The sequence below is a fragment of the Cupriavidus sp. Agwp_2 genome, assembly GCF_040784895.1.
Lineage (GTDB): Bacteria > Pseudomonadota > Gammaproteobacteria > Burkholderiales > Burkholderiaceae > Cupriavidus.
Genome location: NZ_CP088083.1, coordinates 1,956,221 through 1,977,479, shown reverse-complemented (window position 1 = coordinate 1,977,479; position 21,259 = coordinate 1,956,221). Strand labels below are relative to the sequence as shown.

Below are 21,259 nucleotides of genomic sequence, written 5' to 3'. Positions count from 1 at the left end.
GGCGGTCACTCAGCGCGTCAGGTCCAGCCCTGGCCCGAGCCCGCCCCAGTAGGCGTAGCCGTAGTACAACGCCCAGATGAACAACACCAGGTAGACGACCAGCAGCCATACATTGATGCGGCCATGGCGCGCCTGGATATGGCCGCCGCCGTAGTCTTCGGTCTGCTGGTGATGCGGTGTTTCGGGTCCGGCGGGCGGAGTGTCGGGTTCATCATTCATGGCCGGATGCCTCCGCTTCGTCATCCTTGACTTCGGCCCGGTAGGCCTTGTACTTGATGGCCTCGACGTCTTCGAACAGCCCCGACAGCACGGCCCAGATAAACACGCAGACCGCGCCGAGGCTCATGAAGAAGGCCACCACGAATTGCAGGAAGGTGAGTTCAGCCATGCTCGCTCCTAGCGCTCGTCAGCAAATGCGAAGCCGTGCCGTTTGGCCCACGCCTCGCCGGCATAGGTGCTTGGCTGGCCGGGCTGTCCCGGTTCGCCGGCCGGGGGACGATAGGCGTGGCGCGATTCGTCGGCGCGCAGGTCGGGGTCGTTCAGCGCGGCTTTCTGCTCGGGCGGAATCGGCAGCGGCTGGCCGGTCAGCGGGTCGGTGTAGGCGGACAGCGACAGGACGAAGTAGGCCAGCGCCCAGCGGTCGTCCTCGGACACCGTGTCGCTGAACGACGGCATCGGCGTGCCGGACAGCCCGGTGCTCACGGTGCGGAAGATGTCCTTCACCGATGCCCCGGACTTGAACTGCCCGGTGGTCAGGTTGGCCGGCGGGATCGGGAAGCCGAAATCGTCCTCGAGTCCGGCCGCTTTTTCGCCGTCGCCCTTGCCGGTGCGCCCGTGGCATTCCCAGCATTTGGCGCGGTCCCACGCCTGCTTGCCGCGCAGGATGAGTTCGGCCGAGGGCTTGGGCGGCACGCCGATAAAGATCGGCGCGAGCGGCGGTTCTTCGAGGAAGTAGAAGTAGGGCTTGTCGGGCTTGCTGCGGTCGGCCGCCAGCACGTACTTGATGTACTGGATCACGGCCAGCCGGTCTTTTTCCGGCAGTTCGTGCCAGCTTGGCATCGCGGTGCCGCGCACGCCGCGCGTGATGGTTCGCAGCAGGTCGCCGTCATCCGGCATGGATCCCGACGGCGTAAGGCGGAACTTGAACACCCCCAGCGTGAAATTGCGCGGGCGGTCTTTCTGCATGAACGCGGCGGCCGGTCCGTTGCCGTCGCCCTTGACCCCATGGCAGCCAAGGCAGCGACGCTCATAGACGTTCTTGCCGTGCGCGATCCATTCCTCGGAGCGCGGGATGCTCGTCTGCGAGGCCTCCATCTGCTGCGGTTCAAAGCGGTCGCGCCACTTGCCTCGGTTGGTGCCGAGCTTCTGCAGGTAGGCCACCAGTGCGCGCAGGTCTTCCGTATCGGTGATCAGGATCACGGTCTCGCCGGTGAATTCCTTGTTGGGGGTCAGGATCACGGGGTACTTCCCGCGCTCCGGGACATAGAGCAGGCCGGCCTGGTTGGGCGTCAGCGCGATGGTCTCGCTGCTGCCGAAATCGAACAGCTGCCGCGTCGCGGGCGTGTTCTCGATGGTGCGGCGGCCCTGCTGGTCGGTCACCAGCCTTGCGGTGTGCGGCTCGGAAAACAGCGCGGAGAAGCGCGGCATGATCGAGTCGGGCGACAACATGCGCGGATCCCAGAAGTGCGCCAGGTGCCAGGCGTCGCTGAACTTCAGGCCAACGCGCGAGAGATCGGGGCCGATGCGCCGAGTCGAGAACAGGTGCGGCAGGTCGAACGCGTATTCGCCGGCCTGGGAGACCGGGCCCCAGCGGCGGGTTTCACCGGTGACCGGGCGCACGAACTGCGAGTGGCAGTACCAGCAGCCTTCGCGCGTATACACCTCGCGGCCGCGCAGCTGCAGCGGCGTGTAGTCGGTGGCGCGTGCTTCCATCCACTTGAGTTCGCCCAGGTCGGTGCGCACCACCTGGGTAACCTTGTCGGTGCGCGACTGTGGCTCCAGCATCGGCAGTACGCCCTGCACGAAGGCGGCCAGCGAGAGGCAGCCGAACCCCGCGACCAGCGCATAGAAACGCAGGCCATAGCGGCCATCGGGTCGGCGCGGGGTCATGTCGACGCCCCGCGTACGGCGCCCGCGGCGCTGGGTGCCGTGGCGGGCTCGGCCGACAGCACGGTGCGCATCAGGTTATAGACCAGCAGCGACATGCCGATGTCCATCGAGATGCCGGCGGTCGTGCGCACCAGCCAGTAGGGGCGGATGGCCACCAGCGAGTCCAGCCATTCCACGCCCGCCATCAGCATGTAGCCCTGCTGCAGGCCGGCCATGGTCAGGTCCAGTCCCATCAGGCTGATGCCGAAGGTGATCAGCCAGAACGACCAGTTGCCGAGCCGTGGCGACCACAGCGGGCGCGCCACCAGCCGGGGTATCACATAGACCGTGCCGCCGATGGCCCACACCACGAAGGTGCCGAACACCGTCAGGTGCGAATGCGAGATGACGAAATCGCTGAAGTGCGTCGGCTGCTGGATCGCGCGCAGGGCTTCGGTCGAGCCCTGGAAGCACCCCGCCAGGTACATCAGCGAACCCATGATCAGGAATTTGGCGGTCAGGTTCTGGGTGAAGGTGTGCCAGCGGCCCATCATGGTGCCGAAGAAGTTCTGCAATACCGTCCAGACCGGCACGATCAGCAGCATCGAGGTGATGATCGCCAGCGTCTCGGCCCAGTCGGCGATGGGGCTGTACAGATAGTGGTGGATGCCGACGAAGGGGTAGAACAGCGCCAGCGACCAGAACCCCACCAGCGACAGCTTGTGGCTGTAGACCGGGTTCTGCACGCTCGCCGGCAGGAAGTAGTAGATCAGCACGTAGCCGGCAGGCGTGATCCACAGCCCCACGATGTAGTGGATGAACAGGCCGTGGAAGGCGGCGCTGTTGATGCCGGTGAAGGTGTACGGCAGGATAAAGCTGCCGAGCACGAGGTTCATCACGGTCCAGACAAAGGCGCCGATCAGGTACCACACCGCCACGTAAAGCTGCGGCTCGCGCCGGTGCGCGATCGTCATCAGGAACTGGACGGTGATGACCGTTACCACGACGAAGATGATGGCGTCGATCGCAAGCGGGAATTCGCCGGCCTCCAGGCCCTGGTTGTAGCCGAGCATCAGCGATGCCATGCCGGCAACCAGGCCCAGGTTCCACACCCATACCAGCCAGTGTCCCCACCGGCCTTTCCAGACCGGCACGCCGCACAGGCGCGGCAGCAGGTAGTAGCACAGGCCGATGAACAGCGTGGAGAAGGCGCCGAAGATCACGCCATTGACGTGCATCGGCCGCAAGCGGCCGAAGGTCAGGTATTGCGAGGTTCCCAGGTAGTCGGGGAAGTTGAACAGGCTGGAGATGGTCACGCCGATGCTGGGCGTGAACATCAGCCAGAACAGTCCCCAATAGAGCCACTTGAGAATAAGCCCGCGGTCGATCAGCGAATCCAGGTCGGGAAATGCTTCGGATGGGTCCGATGTCGCGCGGGCGGCAGTCATATGCTTCTAGCTCCGTTGGTGTTCACGGCCGGCCCATCGCTCAGTGCCTGCCCGGATCGAGCTTGCTGTTGCGGTTCGAGTAGTAGATATAGGCCTCGAGCGCTTTCATGGCGGGCCCGTTGGGGTCGATCTTCTCGCCTTCATTGGGCTTCTCGATGCACCAGTTGATCATGTCGCGCAGCGTGGCGAACTCGTTCATCTGCTCCTGGAACTTGGGAAACTCATGCGGGTGAGTGTCGGACGCGTACGGGTGGCACATGGCGCAGGCCACGCCGGTGTTCGAGAGCTTGACGTTCAGCTGCTTCTGCGCGCCGGGATCGCCGTGGAACAGCTGGTCGCCGACCTTCACCTGCTCCATGAACACGTCTTCAAACGCTTTCAGCTGGTCTGCCGTGTGGGGTTCCTTGTGTGCCATCGGCTGGTCGCTGTCGTAGCCGAGCAGCAGCAACACGGCTACCCCTGCCGTCAGGGCACGGGCGTGCCATATGTCGTTCTTCATCATTCGCTCCTCACGCATTGCTGCGCCGGATCAGGGGTGCTGGCCGGTCTAGATCCGGTCGGCGATGCGCGGGCTGAGGACCTGGTTGCGGTTGTCCTCGGTGCCGGAATCCGCCGGCTGGTCTGCGAAGACCGTCTTGCGCCACATCTTGTATTCGTTTTCCACCCGTCCCTGCGGGGTCATGGTCAGCGTGCTCCAGCCAACGCCGTCGAAGTGATCGCCCGGGTCGGCGCGAATCATCGGCTTGGTCAGAAGCGGCACGCCTTCCGGCGCGTAGGGCCATGGCCACGACGTGGCCAGCATGCCGATCGAGCGCAACTTGCCGATCTCGTTGTAGAGCACCTGGTGCGTATGCCCGTGGACATTGGTGACGTTGGCATAGGGCTTGAGGATTTCATGCGCCTCGCGCCAGTCGCGGATCCAGAAATTCCACGGCGGGTAGTACTCGTACAGCGGCGTATGCGTGAACAGGATGACCGGGCTGCTCTTGGGCCAGTTCGACAGCGTGCTGTTGAGCCAGCGCAATTGCTTTTCGCCGATGACGGACCAGGCGCCGCCCAGCGTGCCGTCGAGCGTGGCCATATGTCCCATGCGGTCTTTCGGTGTCATCTTGCGTGCCGTCCAGAAGTCCGGTGCGCCTGCGATCGTGTTCAGGCCGATCACGCGCACGCCCTTGTGGTCGAAGGTCCAGGGCGTGTTGCCGAAGGTCTTGTTCCACGTCGACCCCATGTCGAGGTACCAGTCGTGCTCGCCCGGGATGAAGACCTTGCGGATCTTCACTTCCTTCAGCAGTTCGGCGCCGAGCTGCAGCTCGACGGGGTCGCCCAGCTGCGCCAGGTCGCCGCCGAAGATCATGAAGTCGGCTGGCGGATTCATGGCCTGCACTTCCTTGAAGGCGCGCACCGTCTTTTCCACGAAGCGGGAGTTGAGCTCCCTGGGATAGAGGTGCGTGTCGGAGACCCAGGCAAAGCGGAAGTTCTGGCCGGTTTGACCGTAGGCCACGTCAAGCGTGTTCAGAAGCGGGAAGAACCCGCATGCGGCGGCACCTGCAACGCCTTTGAGCAGCGCCTGGTGCAGGAAAGTGCGGCGCGTCCATACTGCGGCGCCTTCCGGGCGATCGTCCGAACCGGTCAGGGTCCGGTGCAGCTCGCGTCGTTCGAGTTCGAATGCGTTCATCTGGCGGTCCTCCGCCCCCCGGGGGATGATGAAAAGGCAGCGGCAAAACCGATCGTTCTATTTCTTTTTGAGTTCGATCGAGAGTTTCGCGGTCTGGCCTCCGGTTACCGTGACTGGCGTCTCGGTGTCGCCGGTGTAGTACTGCGTGGCGACCAGGGTGTAACTGCCGGGTGGAACGTCGTCGATGCGGAAACTGCCGTCTTCTGCGGTCAGCGCGTAGTACGGGCTATCGGCGACATAGATGTGGGCCAGCATCCAGCCGTGCGCGTCGCACTCGACCCGGACCAGCCCGGGACGTGGCAGTTCGCGCGTGATCCTGACCCCTTTCTCGGGTAGCGCAAGGTTGAATGCGGTGCGCTGTCCGTAGAAGCCGTGGGTGTTGTGCAGCACCGGATCGGAGCTGGTCACTTCAAGCTTGCCGGGGCGGACCACCTGCACGGCAGGCTTGAAAATGCAGTGTTCCTGGTCGAGCACCGGGACCTTGTCGGGCGCGCCCCAGGCCTTGCCTTTAGGGACTTCCTTCAGGTACACGACCGCATCCTGGACGCCCTTGCCGGCGCCCACGCGGATCTGTGGCTCGTCGCGCGGGCCGCCGCAGACTTCACGGTCCTTGGTGGGGATGATCTTGCGGATGGGGACGGTGCCCTGGAAGGTGACCTTGCCTTCGATCTTGCCACCGCCGCTGACCGGGGCGACTTCATAGGCGAAGGCGGAAACGCTGAACAGGCTGAGCACTGCCAGTGGCATGCAGCAAGCTTTGCGAAGAAAGAAACACATGATGTTTCCCGCTCCCGAGCGCACCGTGCGCGCTCAACTTCTGAGTCCCCCCGGACAGTTTCAAGGTGCAGCAGGGCACTATTGGTTGTCGCTGAAGCATAGTACGCACGCAGGTCGAAGCAAAGCGCAACTGACATTTTGTGCGATGCGCGTGATGCCGCGGCCGCTCGTAGCGGCAATGCGCTTAATGCAGCATCACCCGCAGCACCGCCGCAGGGGAGCGGGTGAATCAGCAACCCACTGTTATTTCGATCGGCGGGGGCTTCGGGGGCGCTTTCGTGGTGCGCGATGCCCGGAGCGTTTCCGGGATCACGCCTGGAGCTTGGTATTTACCCTGTAGCTTCGCGCCAACTTCCCATGGGAGTCGGCTGAGCGCGTAGGGCGCGGATGCCAAAGTGCTTGCGGAATCGCCTGTAACGGACGGAAAAGCAAAGGAAAACGGCGGAGGCATATGGCGCCCGGGCAACCTCCAAACGGGCCGGCGAAGGCATCTGCGATGGTATGATTAGCCCCAATTCTCGGGCCCGGGGGGTATTTTGAGGCGCAGGCGGCACGCCGCGCCGGCTCCCGCGCAGCCCGGCTTCTGAACATTGCTATAGCCCCGATACCAGGCTGCGGGCGGTACCGCAACACCGGTACCGCCGGCGGCCGATACCACACGAGAAACCGTGCGACTATCCTCGATCAAGCTGGCGGGCTTCAAGTCATTTGTCGATCCCACCAATTTCCAGGTGCCTGGCCAACTGGTCGGCATCGTCGGTCCGAACGGCTGCGGCAAATCCAACATCATCGACGCAGTGCGCTGGGTGCTGGGCGAGTCACGCGCTTCCGAGCTGCGCGGCGAGTCGATGCAGGACGTGATCTTTAACGGCTCCACGGCGCGCAAGCAGGCCGGACGGGCCAGCGTCGAACTGGTGTTCGACAATGCCGAAGGCCGGGCCGCCGGCCAGTGGAGCCAGTACGCCGAAGTGGCGGTCAAGCGGGTGCTGACCCGCGACGGCACCTCGTCCTACTACATCAACAACCAGCCGGTGCGCCGGCGCGATATCCAGGACATCTTCCTGGGCACGGGCCTGGGCCCGCGCGCCTACGCCATCATCGGGCAGGGCATGATCTCGCGCATCATCGAGGCCAAGCCCGATGACATGCGCATCTTCCTGGAAGAAGCCGCGGGCGTGTCCAAGTACAAGGAGCGCCGCCGCGAGACCGAAAACCGCCTGTCCGACACGCGCGAGAACCTGACCCGTGTCGAAGACATCCTGCGCGAGCTTGGCAGCAACCTGGAAAAGCTCGAAGGCCAGGCCGAAGTCGCGCAGCGCTTCAAGACGCTGCAGTCCGATGGTGAGGAAAAGCAGCACCTGCTGTGGCTGCTGCGCAAGCGCGAGGCACAGGTCGAGCAGGAACGCCACCAGCGCGCCATCGAGCAGGCCCAGATCGACCTGGAAGCGCAGACCGCGCAGCTGCGCCATGTCGAGGCCGAGCTGGAAACCATGCGCGCCGCGCATTACGCCGCATCGGATGGCATGCACGCCGCGCAGGGTGCGCTGTACGAAGCCAATGCCGAGGTCAGCAAGCTCGAGGCCGAGATCCGCTACGTGGTGGAGTCGCGCAATCGCGTGCAGGCCCAGATCGCCGCGCTGACGACGCAGCGCGAGCAGTGGCAGGGCAAGGCCGAGCAGGCTACCGACGAACTCGCGCAGGCCGAGGAAAACCTCGCCGTGGCCGAAGGCCGCACGGTCGAGGCGCAAGAGGCCGTCGCGCACAAGAACGACGAGCTGCCGACGCTGGAAGGCCAGTGGCGCGATGCCCAGCAACTGCTCAACGAGCAGCGCGCCGGCATCATGCAGGCGGAGCAGGCGCTCAAGCTCGAAGCCGCGCAGCAGCGCAGCGCCGACCAGATGCTGCAGCAGCTGGAACAGCGCCGCGAACGTCTGTCCGCGGAGGAAAAGGGCCTGGACCGTCCGGACGAAACCCGGCTGGAACAGGGCCGCGCCGAACTGGCCGAGCAGGAAGCCGTCGTCGAGGAAGCGCAGGCCGTGCTGGCCGACGCCGAAGAGACTGTGCCGCGCCTGGACGAAGAGCGCCGCGCCGCGCAGGCGCGCGTGCATAGCGAAGCTGGCGCGATTGCCTCGCTGGAAGCACGCCTGCATGCGCTGCGCCAGCTGCAGGAGAACGTGCAGACCGACGGCAAGGTGCAGCCCTGGCTGGCCAAGCATGAGCTGGCCGAACTGCCGCGCCTGTGGAAGAAGGTCCATATCGAGCCTGGCTGGGAAAACGCGCTCGAATCCGTGCTGCGCGAGAAGCTGAACGCGCTGGAGGTGTCCAACCTTGACTGGGTCAAGGCCTTCCTGACGGATGCGCCGCCGGCCAAGCTGGCGTTCTACTCGCCGCCGGCTGCGGCCCGTCCGCTGGAAACGCCGGCGGGGCTGCGTCCGCTGATGTCGCTGGTGCAGATTACCGAGCCGGGCATCCGTGCGGTGATGCAGGACTGGCTGGCCGACATCTTCGTCGCCACCGACATGACGCAGGCATTGGCCGCGCGCGGCACGCTGCCCGAAGGGGCGTCGTTCGTGGTCGCCGAGGGCCACCTGGTTGGCCGCAACGCGATCCAGATCTACGCCGCTGATTCCGAGCAGGCCGGCATGCTGGCGCGCGAGCAGGAAATCGAAAACCTGCAGAAGCAGGCGCGCGCGCAGGCACTGCTGTCGGACGAAGCCAGGACCCAGGCAGTGCGCGCCGAGGCCGCCTATACCCAGTCCAGCCAGGCGCTGGGCGAAGCCCGCACGCGCGCCGAGCAGGCCACGCGCCGCGTGCATGCGCTGCAGATGGACGTGCTCAAGCTGTCGCAGGCGATGGAGCGTTACTCCGCCCGCAGCGGCCAGATCCGCGAAGAACTGGACGAAATCCACGCGCAGATCGAAGAGCAGCGCGCGATCCGCGCCGAATCCGAAGCCAGCTTCGAACAGCACGATGCCGCGCTGGCCGAGATGCAGGCCTCGCACGAAGACCAGCAGATGGCCTTCGAGGCGCTGGACAGCAAGCTCTCGGGCGCGCGCCACCAGCTGCGCGACTTCGAGCGTGCCGCACAGGAAGCGCTCTTTGCCGAGCGCAACCTGTCGAGCCGCATCGACGAGCTGCGCCGCAATATCCAGGTGGCGGCCGACCAGGCCGAGCGCATTGCCGAGTCGCTGGAAAACGCCCGCGCCGAGCTCGAAACCATCAACGAGCAGACCGCGCATACCGGCCTGCAGGATGCGCTGGAACTGCGCGCCGAGAAAGAAGAAAAGCTCACCGTCGCGCGCACCGAGCTCGATGCGCTGTCGGCGCAACTGCGCCAGTTCGACGAACAGCGCCTCGCCGCCGAGCGCAGCCTGCAGCCGCTGCGCGACCGCATCACCGAACTGCAGCTCAAGGAGCAGGCCGCGCGCCTGAACCAGGAGCAGTTCAGCGAGCAACTGACCGAAGCCAAGGTTGACGAAGAAGGGCTGGCGCACAAGCTCACCGGCGACCTGAAGCCGTCGTACCTGCAGGGTGAAGTCACGCGCATCAACAACGCCATCAACGCGCTGGGCCCGGTCAACATGGCCGCGCTCGACGAACTGGCGGCGGCACGCGAGCGCAAGACCTTCCTCGACGCGCAGTCGGCCGACCTGAACGACGCCATCAGCACGCTGGAAGACGCGATCGCCAAGATCGACCAGGAAACCCGTGCGCTGCTGCAGGGCACCTTCGACCAGGTCAACCACCATTTCGGCGAACTGTTCCCGTCGCTGTTCGGCGGCGGCCAGGCGCGCCTGATCATGACCGGCGAGGAAATCCTCGACGCCGGCGTGCAGGTGATGGCACAGCCCCCGGGCAAGAAGAACTCGACCATCCACCTGCTGTCGGGCGGCGAGAAGGCGTTGACCGCGATCGCGCTGGTGTTTGCGATGTTCCAGCTCAACCCGGCACCATTCTGCCTGCTGGACGAGGTGGACGCGCCGCTGGACGACGCCAACACCGAACGCTACGCCAACATGGTGGCGCGCATGTCGAGCAAGACCCAGTTCGTTTTCATCTCACATAACAAGATCGCCATGGAAATGGCTCATCAACTCATTGGCGTGACCATGCAGGAGCAGGGCGTTTCGCGGATCGTGGCCGTGGATATGGACGCGGCGGTTTCGATGGCGGAGGCAGCATGAGCAGTAAGCAGGGGCCCCGCGCAGCGGGGCGGCGCACGTTCGCGAATGCTGCGCGCAACCGACACCACAATGCTGTGACCAATATGGGCGCTTTGGAGATTGCAGCATGAAGCTGAACATGGACCTGCAGACCGCGCTGATCGTCGCGGGTTTGGTATTCCTGGCGCTGCTGTTCGGCTACAACCAGTGGCAGATCCGCAAGGCGCGCCGTCCCCGCGAACTGAGCCCCGAGGACGACCTGCCGCCGATGCGCGAACCGGTGGTCGGCCAGGCCACTGCGCCGGAAACCGCGGCGCGGCTGCACGAGACGGCATCGGAGCAAGCTGAGCGGCGCGAGCCGACGCTGGCTTCGGCACACGCGGCAAACACGGCAAGCGCGGCAAACGCAGCACAGCCCGCACCGGCTGCCGCCACGCAGCCCAACCATGTTGCCGCCGCGGCTGCTGCGGCGGCCAGCACCGCCGATGCCGACGAAGCCGTGATGGAAGAAGTCGCGGTTGCCGCCGGCGTGGTACAGGCGGACGCAGGCGCGGAAGCCGAGTTGCCCGAGGCCGAGGCCGCTCCGGCTCCCGCAGCCGCCCCTGTGCCTGCTCCCGCCCCCGCGCCTGCACCGGTCGCCGCCGTTCCGGATGGCCAGCCCGCGCCGGCCGTGGTCGATCCGCTGATCGACTGCATCGTGCCGCTGCACCTGGAGCGCAAGGCGTCTGGCGACCGCATCCTGCCGCTGACCGGTCGGCTGCGCCGCGCCGGCACCAAGCAGGTCCATATCGAGGGCTTGCGCGCCGAAGCCAATGCATGGGAGCCGGTTACGGCCGGCCACCAGTACGAGAACCTGCAGGTCGGCGTGCAACTGGCCAACCGCAGCGGCCCGCTCAATGCGCTGGAGTTCTCCGAGTTCATCACCGCGGTGGAATCGCTCGCTGAAGCGCTCGACGCCTCCGCCGACCTGCCGGACATGAGCGAGACCGTGGCCAATGCGCGCGAGCTCGATGGCTTTGCCGCGGGCAGCGACGTGCAGCTTGGTGTCAACGTGATCTCCGACGGCGCGCCGTGGTCGGCCGCCTACGTGCAGAACGTGGCGACGCAGGACGGGCTGGTGCTGTCCCGCGACGGCACGCGCTTTATCCGCTACCAGGCCAACGCCGAAGGCGTACAGCGCCCGCTGTTCACGCTGCAGTTCGGCGATACCAACTTCCTGCGCGATGACCTGACGGTCAAGTCCGGGCGCCAGATCACGCTGCTGCTCGACGTGCCGCTGGCAGACCAGGGCGCAAAGCCGTTCAAGACGGTATGCGAATATGGCCACACGCTGGCCCAGCGCATGGGCGCGCAGTTGGTCGACGACAATATGCGCCCGCTGACCGAAGCCTCGTTCATCGCCATCTTCACCCAGCTGGATACGCTGTACCAGAAGCTGGAAGCGCGCGGCATGCCCGCCGGCTCGCCGGTCGCATTGCGGCTGTTCAGCGTATAGCCGGAGCCTGCCATGACCGCAAAACCACGCGGCGCGCAGGCAGAAGCCTCCGCGCCCGCCGGCGGCTTGCCGCCCGAAGCCGCAGCCACGCGTGTCGCCTGGCTGCACGATGAGCTCGACCGCCACAGCTACCAGTACTACGTGCTGGACGCGCCTACCATCCCGGATGCCGAGTACGACGCGCTGTTCAGCGAGCTGGTTGCGCTCGAGCTGGAGCATCCCGAGCTGCAGTCGCCGGATTCGCCCACGCAGCGCGTCGGCGGTGAGGCGCTGGCCGCGTTCGACACGGTGCGCCACCGGGTGCCGATGCTGTCGCTGAACAACGGCTTTGAGGACGACGACGTGCTCAACTTCGACCGCCGCTGCGCGCAGGGGCTGGGCCGCACCGCACCCGCGGCGGGCGAGGCCGACCTGTTCAGCGCGGCGGACGCGGTCGAGTACTCCTGCGAGCTGAAGTTCGACGGGCTGGCCATGTCGCTGCGCTATGAAGACGGCCGGCTCGTGCAGGCCGCCACCCGCGGTGACGGCGAAACCGGCGAGGACGTGACCGTCAACGTGCGCACCATCAAGGCGATCCCCCTGAAGCTGCGCGGCCAGGCGCCAGCGGTGCTGGAGGTGCGCGGCGAAGTCTTCATGTATCGCCGCGACTTCGACAAGCTCAACGCACGCCAGGCGGAAGCCGGCGAAAAGACCTTCGTCAATCCGCGCAATGCCGCTGCCGGCAGCCTGCGCCAGCTCGATCCGCGCATTACCGCGAAGCGGCCGCTGTCGTTCTTCGCCTATGGCCTGGGCGAACTGCAGGGCGTGGATCGCCCGGCCACGCACAGCGCCATGCTCGACGGCTTTGATGCGTTGGGACTGCCGGTGTGCAAGGAACGCGCGGTGGTCAAGGGGGCGCAGGGGCTGCTGGATTTCTACTCGGATATCGGCAAGCGCCGCGACGACCTGCCGTACGACATCGACGGCGTGGTCTACAAGGTCAATGCGCTGGCCGAGCAGGAACGGCTGGGCTTTGTCTCGCGCGCGCCGCGCTTTGCGCTGGCGCACAAGTTCCCGGCGCAGGAAATGACCACCATCGTCGAGGATATCGAGGTGCAGGTCGGCCGCACTGGCGCGATCACGCCGGTGGCGCGGCTGCAGCCGGTGTTCGTCGGCGGCGTGACCGTGACCAATGCCACGCTGCATAACGAGGACGAGATCCGCCGCAAGGACGTCCATATCGGCGACACCGTGATCGTGCGCCGCGCCGGCGACGTGATCCCGGAGGTGGTGGCGGTGGTGGCCGAGCGCCGGCCGGCGGACGCGCGCGCCTTTGTGATGCCCACCGCTTGCCCGGTGTGCGGTTCGCATATCGAGCGCCTGGAAGACGAGGCGATCGCGCGCTGCACCGGCGGCCTGATCTGCGCGGCGCAGCGCAAGCAGGCGCTGCTGCACTTCGCGCAGCGCCGTGCCATGGATATCGAGGGGCTGGGCGACAAGGTGGTGGAGCAACTGGTCGACCAGGGCATCGTGCGCACGCCGGCGGACCTGTACAAGCTGGGCGTGGCCAAGCTGGCGGCGCTTGAGCGCATGGCCGACAAGTCGGCCACCAACCTCGTCGCGGCGATCGAAAAGTCGCGCGAGACCACCATGAACCGCTTTATCTTCGCGCTCGGCATCCGCCACGTGGGCGAAGCCACTGCCAAGGATCTCGCCAGGCATTTCGGCAAGCTCGACGGACTGATGGCCGCCGACGAAGCCGCGCTGCTGGAGGTCAATGACGTCGGCCCGGTGGTGGCGCAGTCGATCGCGCACTTCCTTGGCGAGCCGCATAACGTCGAGGTCATCGAACAACTTCGCGCCGCAGGGGTACACTGGCCGGAAAGCGAGCCGGTGGCGAGGGCAGCACCGGCGCCGCTGTCGGGCAAGACCTTTGTGCTGACCGGCACGCTGCCGACCATGTCGCGCGAGGACGCCAAGGAATTGCTCGAAGCCGCGGGCGCCAAGGTGGCAGGCTCGGTGTCGAAGAAGACCGACTACGTGGTGGCGGGGGCCGAAGCCGGCAGCAAGCTCGACAAGGCCGAGGCGCTGGGCGTGCCGGTGCTGGACGAGGGCGGCATGCTGGCATTGCTGGCTGAAGCGGGCGCTGCGCCCGCGCAGGAATAAACCGGGGAAACAGCCATGATCCGCGAGATTCTCAAGATGGGCGATCCGCGCCTGCTGCAGGTGGCGCGCAAGGTGGAGCGGTTCAATACACCGGAGTTGCGCACGCTGATCGAAGACATGTTCGACACCATGGACCACGCCAACGGCGCAGGCCTGGCCGCGCCGCAGATCGGCGTCGACCTGCAAGTGGTGATCTTCGGCTTCGACCGCAATCCGCGCTATCCGGATGCGCCGATGGTGCCCAAGACGGTGCTGATCAACCCCGTGCTGGAGATGCTGTCGGATGAGCAGGAAGACGGCTGGGAAGGGTGCCTGTCGGTGCCCGGCCTGCGCGGGGTGGTGCCGCGGCATGTGCGGCTGAAATACAGCGGCCATGACCTGATGGGCAATCGGATCGAGCGGATCGCCGATGGCTTCCATGCGCGCGTGGTGCAGCATGAGTGCGACCACCTGCAGGGGATTCTTTATCCGATGCGGATCAAGGATTTTACAAAGTTCGGGTTTACCGAGATCCTGTTCCCGGACCTGCCGGCCAATAGCGACGATTGAATCAGGCGCTACAGGCGAGACAAAAAAAGCGGCCATTGCGGCCGCTTTTTCCATGGTCAGTCCAGACTCGTCGTCAGAATTTCTCGAACTGCCCCAGGAACCGCCACATGCCCGGCGGCAGGTCGCCCAGCACCACGCGGCCCATGCGCACGCGCTTCAGGCCAACGACTTCCAGCCCCACCTGTTCGCACATCCGGCGGATCTGGCGCTTGCGGCCTTCGCGCAGCACGAAGCGCAGCTGCTCTTCGTTCTGCCAGCTGACCTTGGCCGGCTTGAGCAGCACGCCATCCAGGGACAGGCCATGGCGCAGCAGTTCGAGCTGGTCGGCGGGGAACGCCTCGCTGACATTGCGCTCGACCACGCCTTGCGGGCCATGCCAGACCACCCGTACCAGGTACTCCTTCTCGACGTTCGAGTCCTCGCCGATCAGCGCGCGCGCGACGCGGCCATCCTGCGTCAGCACCAGCAGGCCGGTGGAGTCGATATCGAGGCGGCCGGCCGGCGCCAGGCTCTTGCGCTGCCACGGCGCGAAGCGCTTGCGCGTGGCGTCGCCCTCCCACTGGTTCTCGGCGGTGAACAGCACCGCGGCCGGCTCATAGCCGTCTTCGGCCTGGCCGGATACGTATCCCACCGGCTTATTCAGCAGCACGGTAACGCGCTCGCCCTGTTCGGAGCGCGCTTCCTGCAGGATCTCGATCTCGGCATCCGGGCGGATGCGGCTGCCCAGCTCGGTCACCGGCTTGCCGTCGACCAGCACCCAGCCGCGCGGAATCCATTCATCGGCTTCGCGGCGCGAGCACAGGCCGAGTTCGGACATGCGCTTGGACAGGCGCACCAGGCCGTCGTCATGGGTGGTTTCAGGCGCGGCATCGTCGCGAGCCGGCTTCTGCGGGCGCGGGGCCGGTGCCTGCGGCCGGGACGTGCCGGCGGCATCGCTGAAGCGGCGCGCCGGCGCGGAGCCTTCGCGGCGGCGGTCGCCGGTGGGGGCAGGGCGCCGCGGACGGTTGTCGTCGTCACCGGAGCGTCGTGGCGGCCGCGACTCGCTGCCTTCGAAGCGGCGCGGACGATTTTCGTCATCGCCAAAGCGCCGCGGCGGCCGCGACTCATTCCCCTCGAAACGGCGTGGACGCGCTTCGCCGCGATCGTCGCCATAGCGGCGCGGACGGTTGTCGTCATCGCCAAAGCGCCGCGGCGGCCGCGACTCATTCCCCTCGAAACGGCGCGGACGTGCTTCGCCGCGATCGTCGCCATAGCGGCGCGGACGATTTTCGTCATCGCCAAAGCGCCGCGGCGGCCGCGACTCATTCCCCTCGAAACGGCGCGGACGTGCTTCGCCGCGATCGTCGCCATAGCGGCGCGGACGGTTGTCGTCGTCGCCAACGCGTCGCGGCGGCCGCGATTCATTGCCTTCGAAGCGGCGCGGACGCGCTTCGCCACGGTCGTCGCCATAGCGGCGCGGACGGTTGTCGTCGTCGCCAAAGCGCCGCGGCGGCCGCGATTCATTGCCCTCGAAACGGCGCGGACGTGCTTCGCCGCGATCGTCGCCATAGCGGCGCGGACGATTTTCGTCGTCGCCGAAGCGTCGCGGCGGCCGCGATTCATTGCCTTCGAAACGGCGCGGACGTGCTTCGCCGCGATCGTCGCCATAGCGGCGCGGACGACTGTCGTCATCGCCAACGCGCCGCGGCGGCCGCGATTCATTGCCCTCGAAACGGCGCGGGCGCGCTTCGCCGCGGTCGTCGCCATAGCGGCGCGGACGGTTGTCGTCGTCGCCAGAACGTCGAGGCGGCCGTGCTTCGCCTTCGGCACGGCGCGGCCGTGCCTGCCGCTCGCCGTCAGCGGGGCGGGGCGGACGCGGCTTGCGCACGCCGCGGCCGGCATCGCCGCCGGCTTGCGCTTCGCCTGGCGCGCGGCGGCCGGCACTCTTGCCACCGTCGCTCTGCTGCGCACGCTTGATGCCTTCGGTCACGGCCCGCACGCGGTTCCGGTTCAGGTCGGAAACCCGAACCGGACGGTTGCCGGTCTTGCGCGCGGCGGTGCCGGTGTCGCCTGCGGCCTTGATGCCTAGCGTCTTGCGCTTCGGCGAATTGCTGTCGGTCATATCGTTGATGCTGCCCGCCTCAGATCGCGAGGGCGGAGAGCAAGTCCTGTTCAAGCTGAATCTGCAATCGGTTGTCGGCGGCCAGGCGGCTGCCGTCTACCAGGAACACGTCTTCGACGCGTTCGCCCAGGGTGTTGATGCGTGCCGTGTGCACGGACACGCGATGCCGTGCCAGTACGCGGGCGATGGCGTACAGCAGGCCGGTGCGGTCGTTGGCGGACAGCGACAGCAGGTAATACTGGCCGCGCTCATCCGGGCGCAAATCGACGCGCGGCTTGATCGGGAAACTGCGCGACTGGCGCGACAGGCGTCCCTGCGTGGGCTCGGGCAATGCGGCCTGCTGGCGCAGCCTTTCGCACAGCTCGTGCTCCACCAGCGCGATGATGTCGCGGTAGTTGCCGCGATAGTTGCCGTCGCTGGCCATGCCCGGATCGGTGACCTGGAACGTATCCAGCGCGTAGCCGTGGCGGGTGGTGTGGATCTTGGCGTCCTGGATCGAGAACGCCTTGCGCTCGAAATAGCCGCAAATGCGCGCGAACAGGTCGGGCTGGTCCTGCACGTAGACGGCCACCTGCAAACCTTCGCCCGCCGGCGAGATGCGCGCCTTGACCACCGGGTTCGTGCTGTCCACCTTGTCGTACAGGTGGCGCGTGAGCCAGGCGATGTCGCGCGAATCGTGCCGCAGGAAGAACGCTACGTCCAGTTGCGCCCACAGGCGCTTGCCCAGCTCGGGGTCGAAGGCTTTCAGGCGCAGCTCGGAGATGGTCTCTTCCTTGCGCAGCGACCACAACGAATGCGGATCCACGCGCGCGCCGCCGAGCACGCGCAACGTGATGCGGTACAGGTCTTCCAGCAGCTTGCCCTTCCACGCGTTCCAGACCTTGGGGCTGGTGCCGCGGATATCGGCCACGGTCAGCAGGTACAGCGCAGTCAGGTGGCGTTCGCTACCGACCACGCGCGCGAAGGCATGCACCACGTCCGGATCGGTCAGGTCCTGCTTCTGCGCCACGTGGCTCATGGTCAGGTGGTGCTCGACCAGCCAGCAGATCAGGTCGGCATCGTCGCGCGCAATGCCGTGCGCCTTGCAGAAGCGCCGCGCGTCCACGGTGCCGAGCCTGGAGTGGTCGCCGCCGCGGCCCTTGGCGATATCGTGGAACAGCGCCGCCACCCACAGCACCCACGGCTTGTCGAAGCTCGCCATCAGCTGGCTGCAGAACGGGAACTCGTGGGTGTGCTCGAACATGGCGAAGCGGCGCATATTGCGCACCACCATGAGGATGTGCTGGTCCACGGTGTAGACGTGGAACAGGTCGTGCTGCATTTGCCCGACGATGCGGCGGAAGTTGATCAGGTAGCGGCCCAGCACGCTGGTCTGGTTCATCAGCCGCAGCGCATGGGTGATGCCCTGCGGTTCCTGCATGATGGCCAGGAACAGGCGGCGGTTTTCCGGATCGTTGCGCCAGCCCGCGGTCATCACGGTGCGCGCGTTGTAGAGCCCGCGCAGCGTGCGCGGCGACAGGCCCTTCACGCCGGGCGTGCGCTGGTACAGCAGGAAGGTTTCCAGGATCGCGTGAGGATCGCGCTCGTAAACGTCGTCGCTGGTGATCTCCAGCATGCCCTGGCGCTCGACAAAGCGCTCGTTGAGCACGCGCGTGACCTGCGACTCGCTGGGGAACAGCATTGCCTCGATGTTCAGCAGCAGCACGATGTTGAGCTGCGTGACCGCCTTGGCCGCCCAGTAGTAGCGCCGCATCAGCTGCTCGCTGGCGCGCTTGTTGGTGGTCTGGCGGTAGCCGAAGGACTCCGCCAGGGCGGTCTGCAGGTCGAACACCAGCACGTCCTGGCGCCGGCCCGCCACCAGGTGCAGGCGCGCGCGGATGGTCTTGAGCAGGCGCTCGTTGCGTGCCAGCTCCTGCGCTTCGCGCTGCGTCAGCAGGCCGCGCTCGAACAGTTCTTTCCAGCTGTCGCCCAGGCCAGCGGCCTTGGTCATCCACAGGATCACCTGCAGGTCGCGCAGGCCGCCCGGGCTTTCCTTGCAGTTGGGCTCGAGCGCGTACGGCGTGTCCTGGTACTTGGCGTGGCGCTGGCGCATTTCCAGCAGCTTGGCCTGGAAAAACGCGGCCGGGTCCAGGTCGGCCTGGTAGCGCGTGCGCATCGACTCGAACAGCTTGCGGCTGCCGGTCACCAGCCGCGCTTCGAGCAGCGAGGTCTGGATGGTGACGTCCTGGCGCGACTCGCGGATGCAATCGTCCACGGTGCGTACCGACGACCCGATCTCCAGGCCCAGGTCCCAGCACAGGCCGATGAAGCGCTCCAGCCGACCGGTGGTGTCCTGGTCGGGCTCGGCGGGCAGCAACAGCAGCACGTCGACGTCCGAATAGGGCAGCAGTTCGCCGCGGCCGTAGCCGCCCACCGCCACCAGCGCCGCGCCCGCAGGCATCTCCAGGCCGCGCCACGCTTCCACCAGCGCGGCGTCGACGGCACGGCGCAGCCGCGTGATCAACGTGCCGACGTTGGCGCTGAGGTTGAAGTCGGCAAACAGCGCCTGCTTATCGGCCTTGAGCTGGTCGCGCACGCGCGCGGCAAGCAGCAGTTCCGGCGTGGTGTCCATGGAGAGGGCGGGATGGTGCGTGGGCACGGCTGGAAAAATAAGGGCGCCGGTCAGGCGCCCTGGCTGGTGTGCGACTTCAGGCCGCGACGGATTCCGTAATGAAGGCTGGCGGCGCCGGGGTGCCGGCCGACACCGTCAGCACCTCAAAGCCGGTCTCGGTGACAAGCACGGTGTGCTCCCACTGCGCCGACAGGCTGCGATCGCGGGTCTTGACCGTCCACTGGTCGGGCATGGTGCGGATATCGCGCTTGCCGGCGTTGATCATCGGTTCCACGGTGAAGATCATCCCGGCCTTGATCTCGGCACCGGTGCCGGCGCGGCCGTAGTGCAGGATCTGCGGGTCTTCGTGGAAGTTCTTGCCGATGCCGTGGCCGCAGTATTCACGCACCACGCTGTAGCCGGCGGCTTCCGCGTGCACCTGGATGGCATGGCCGATATCGCCCAGGCGCGCGCCGTTGCGCACCTGCGAGATGCCCTTCCACATGCATTCGTACGTCACCTGCGCCAGGCGCTTGGCCAGGATCGAGCCTTCGCCGACGATGAACATGCGGCTGGTGTCGCCGTAATAGCCTTCCTTGGTGATGACGGTGATGTCCAGGTTGATCGCGTCGCCGCTCTTGAGCACGCGCTCGCCGGGGATGCCGTGGCAGATCACGTCGTTGACCGAGGTGCAGATCGCGCCGGGGAAGGGCGGGTAGCCGGGGGGCGCGTAGTTCAGCGGCGCCGGCACGGTGCCTTGCACGTCACGCATATAGGCGTGGCACAGGCGGTCCAGCTCGCCTGTGGTGACGCCCGGCTGGACGAAGGGCGTGATGTAGTCGAGGACTTCGGAGGCAAGGCGGCAAGCCACGCGCATCTGGGCGATGTCTTCGGCGGTGTTCAGGTAAATGCTCATGCTGCGTCGCCAAAAGTGATGGCAGGGCCACTGGCCGCGCCGAATTCGAAAGATCAATGTGGGATTATCGCACCATCGGCGCGGGATCGCAGCTTGTGGCGGCGCGGATTTGGGTGGCCCAGCGGACATGCGCGAGGCGTGGAGCCGAACGCCGGTGGGCGACGGGCGGCTTGAGCGCGTCGCACTTTTGTTGCTACAATAGCGGGCTCGCCTGGTTGCGGTGCAACATCGCACGGCCAGGTCGACAGTTTGCAGCATCCAGCTGCGACGATGTTTTTTGGAAATCGCTGGCCCGCCTATCCGGGGTGTTCCTTTTCAGGAATGTCGGGGCGGGCTTCAGACCTAACCCTTTGGAGAATCACATGTCCGTTACCATGCGCGAAATGCTGGAAGCCGGTTGCCACTTCGGCCACCAGACCCGCTTCTGGAACCCGAAGATGGCCCCCTTCATCTTCGGCCATCGCAACAAGATCCACATCATCAACCTCGAAAAGACGTTGCCGATGTTCCAGGACGCCATGAAGTACGTGCGTCAGCTGGCAGCCAATCGCGGCACCATCCTTTTCGTGGGCACCAAGCGCCAGTCGCGCGAAATCCTGGCTGAAGAGGCCGGTCGCGCCGGCATGCCTTACGTCGACGCCCGCTGGCTCGGCGGCATGCTGACCAACTTCAAGACGGTCAAGATCTCCATCAAGCGCCTGAAGGACATGGAAGCCGCCAAGGAAGCCGGCGCGCTGGAAACCATGAGCAAGAAGGAAGCGCTGATGTTCGAGCGCGAGATGCTCAAGCTGGAAAAGTCGATCGGCGGCATCAAGGACATGGGCGGCGTGCCTGACGCCATCTTCGTGGTCGACGTCGGCTACCACAAGATTGCCGTGACCGAAGCCAACAAGCTGGGCGTGCCCGTGATCGGCGTGGTTGATACCAACCACTCGCCGGAAGGCATCGACTACGTGATCCCGGGCAACGACGACTCGAGCAAGGCCGTGGCCCTGTACGTGCGTGGCGTGGCTGACGCGATCCTGGAAGGCCGTGCCAACGCGGTGCAGGAAGTCGTTGAAGCCGCCCGCGGCGACGACGAATTCGTCGAAGTGCAGGAAGGCTGATAGCCTCCGGCCCGCTGCCTGAAAGGAACCCGATAGCGCGCACGTCAACACACGACAGGCAAGCATCGCTTGCCGCCCGGCACGCCGGGCAGCGCGCAGGGCGCAAGCCGGGGTACGTCGGCAGCAGGGCAAAAAAGGGGGCACTTCTGGCGCCCCCTTTTTTCGAATTTGAATTGTTGTCATCCGCCGCAGGCAGTATCTGCCGC

At 66.2% G+C, this 21,259-nt stretch carries 15 protein-coding genes; 5 read left to right on the top strand and 10 right to left on the bottom strand.

Features of this window, described 5'->3' with window-relative positions; translation table 11 throughout:
- Window positions 1-9 precede the first annotated feature (9 nt).
- Genes LPA45_RS09120 through LPA45_RS09090 form a run of 7 tightly spaced genes read right to left on the bottom strand, consistent with a single transcriptional unit; the run spans window position 10 to window position 5,958 of the window.
- The gene (locus tag LPA45_RS09120; protein ID WP_116320631.1) at window positions 10-219 is read right to left on the bottom strand and encodes a hypothetical protein; all 210 of its coding nucleotides are present in this window, start codon (window positions 217-219) and stop codon (window positions 10-12) included.
- The gene (ccoS, locus tag LPA45_RS09115) at window positions 212-388 is read right to left on the bottom strand and encodes a cbb3-type cytochrome oxidase assembly protein CcoS (protein WP_116320632.1); all 177 of its coding nucleotides are present in this window, start codon (window positions 386-388) and stop codon (window positions 212-214) included. Before ccoS ends, LPA45_RS09120 begins: the two co-directional genes overlap by 8 nt.
- 8 nt (window positions 389-396) lie before the next feature.
- The gene (locus LPA45_RS09110) at window positions 397-2,109 is read right to left on the bottom strand and encodes a cbb3-type cytochrome c oxidase subunit II (RefSeq protein WP_116320633.1); all 1,713 of its coding nucleotides are present in this window, start codon (window positions 2,107-2,109) and stop codon (window positions 397-399) included.
- A complete protein-coding gene (locus LPA45_RS09105; protein ID WP_317920190.1) occupies window positions 2,106-3,536 on the bottom strand; it encodes a cbb3-type cytochrome c oxidase subunit I in 1,431 nt (476 codons plus the stop codon). The genes LPA45_RS09110 and LPA45_RS09105 overlap by 4 nt, the downstream gene beginning before the upstream one ends.
- A gap of 40 nt (window positions 3,537-3,576) precedes the next feature.
- Complete coding sequence (locus tag LPA45_RS09100; RefSeq protein ID WP_367394499.1) at window positions 3,577-4,038, bottom strand: hypothetical protein; 462 nt, start codon at window positions 4,036-4,038, stop codon at window positions 3,577-3,579.
- Between the two features lie 45 nt (window positions 4,039-4,083).
- Window positions 4,084-5,211 (bottom strand): metallophosphoesterase, encoded by a 1,128-nt coding sequence (locus LPA45_RS09095; RefSeq protein ID WP_116320636.1) that lies wholly within the window; start codon window positions 5,209-5,211, stop codon window positions 4,084-4,086.
- 57 nt (window positions 5,212-5,268) lie between these two features.
- The gene (locus tag LPA45_RS09090) at window positions 5,269-5,958 is read right to left on the bottom strand and encodes a carboxypeptidase regulatory-like domain-containing protein (protein ID WP_116320637.1); all 690 of its coding nucleotides are present in this window, start codon (window positions 5,956-5,958) and stop codon (window positions 5,269-5,271) included.
- Window positions 5,959-6,656: 698 nt separating this feature from the next.
- Between LPA45_RS09090 and smc the strand changes: the two genes are divergently transcribed.
- From smc to def, 4 genes are all read left to right on the top strand, one after another.
- On the top strand, window positions 6,657-10,172 hold the full coding sequence (gene smc / locus LPA45_RS09085) for a chromosome segregation protein SMC (RefSeq protein ID WP_116320638.1): 3,516 nt from the start codon (window positions 6,657-6,659) through the stop codon (window positions 10,170-10,172).
- Window positions 10,173-10,278: 106 nt separating this feature from the next.
- Window positions 10,279-11,646 carry a cell division protein ZipA C-terminal FtsZ-binding domain-containing protein gene (locus LPA45_RS09080; protein ID WP_317920188.1) on the top strand — a complete coding sequence of 456 codons (1,368 nt, stop codon included), beginning with the start codon at window positions 10,279-10,281 and terminating at the stop codon, window positions 11,644-11,646.
- Window positions 11,647-11,658: 12 nt separating this feature from the next.
- Entirely contained in the window at window positions 11,659-13,791 is a 2,133-nt protein-coding gene (gene ligA, locus LPA45_RS09075) for an NAD-dependent DNA ligase LigA (RefSeq protein WP_116320640.1), read from the top strand.
- A 15-nt stretch (window positions 13,792-13,806) separates the two neighbouring features.
- Window positions 13,807-14,340, top strand: coding sequence for a peptide deformylase (def, locus tag LPA45_RS09070; protein WP_116320641.1), 534 nt, complete (start codon window positions 13,807-13,809; stop codon window positions 14,338-14,340).
- A 73-nt stretch (window positions 14,341-14,413) separates the two neighbouring features.
- On the opposite strand, the gene LPA45_RS09065 is transcribed toward def, so the two are convergent.
- The 3 genes from LPA45_RS09065 to map form a co-directional block, all read right to left on the bottom strand.
- Window positions 14,414-16,441 (bottom strand): pseudouridine synthase, encoded by a 2,028-nt coding sequence (locus LPA45_RS09065; protein WP_367394498.1) that lies wholly within the window; start codon window positions 16,439-16,441, stop codon window positions 14,414-14,416.
- Between the two features lie 19 nt (window positions 16,442-16,460).
- Window positions 16,461-19,052, bottom strand: a complete 2,592-nt coding sequence (locus LPA45_RS09060; RefSeq protein ID WP_116320643.1) for a [protein-PII] uridylyltransferase — start codon at window positions 19,050-19,052, stop codon at window positions 16,461-16,463.
- 76 nt (window positions 19,053-19,128) lie between these two features.
- Window positions 19,129-19,947, bottom strand: coding sequence for a type I methionyl aminopeptidase (gene map, locus LPA45_RS09055; RefSeq protein WP_116320644.1), 819 nt, complete (start codon window positions 19,945-19,947; stop codon window positions 19,129-19,131).
- A gap of 362 nt (window positions 19,948-20,309) precedes the next feature.
- Between map and rpsB the strand changes: the two genes are divergently transcribed.
- Window positions 20,310-21,053: a 30S ribosomal protein S2 gene (gene rpsB, locus LPA45_RS09050; protein WP_078196561.1), complete on the top strand. Its 744-nt coding sequence runs from the start codon at window positions 20,310-20,312 to the stop codon at window positions 21,051-21,053.
- Window positions 21,054-21,259: the final 206 nt, after the last annotated feature.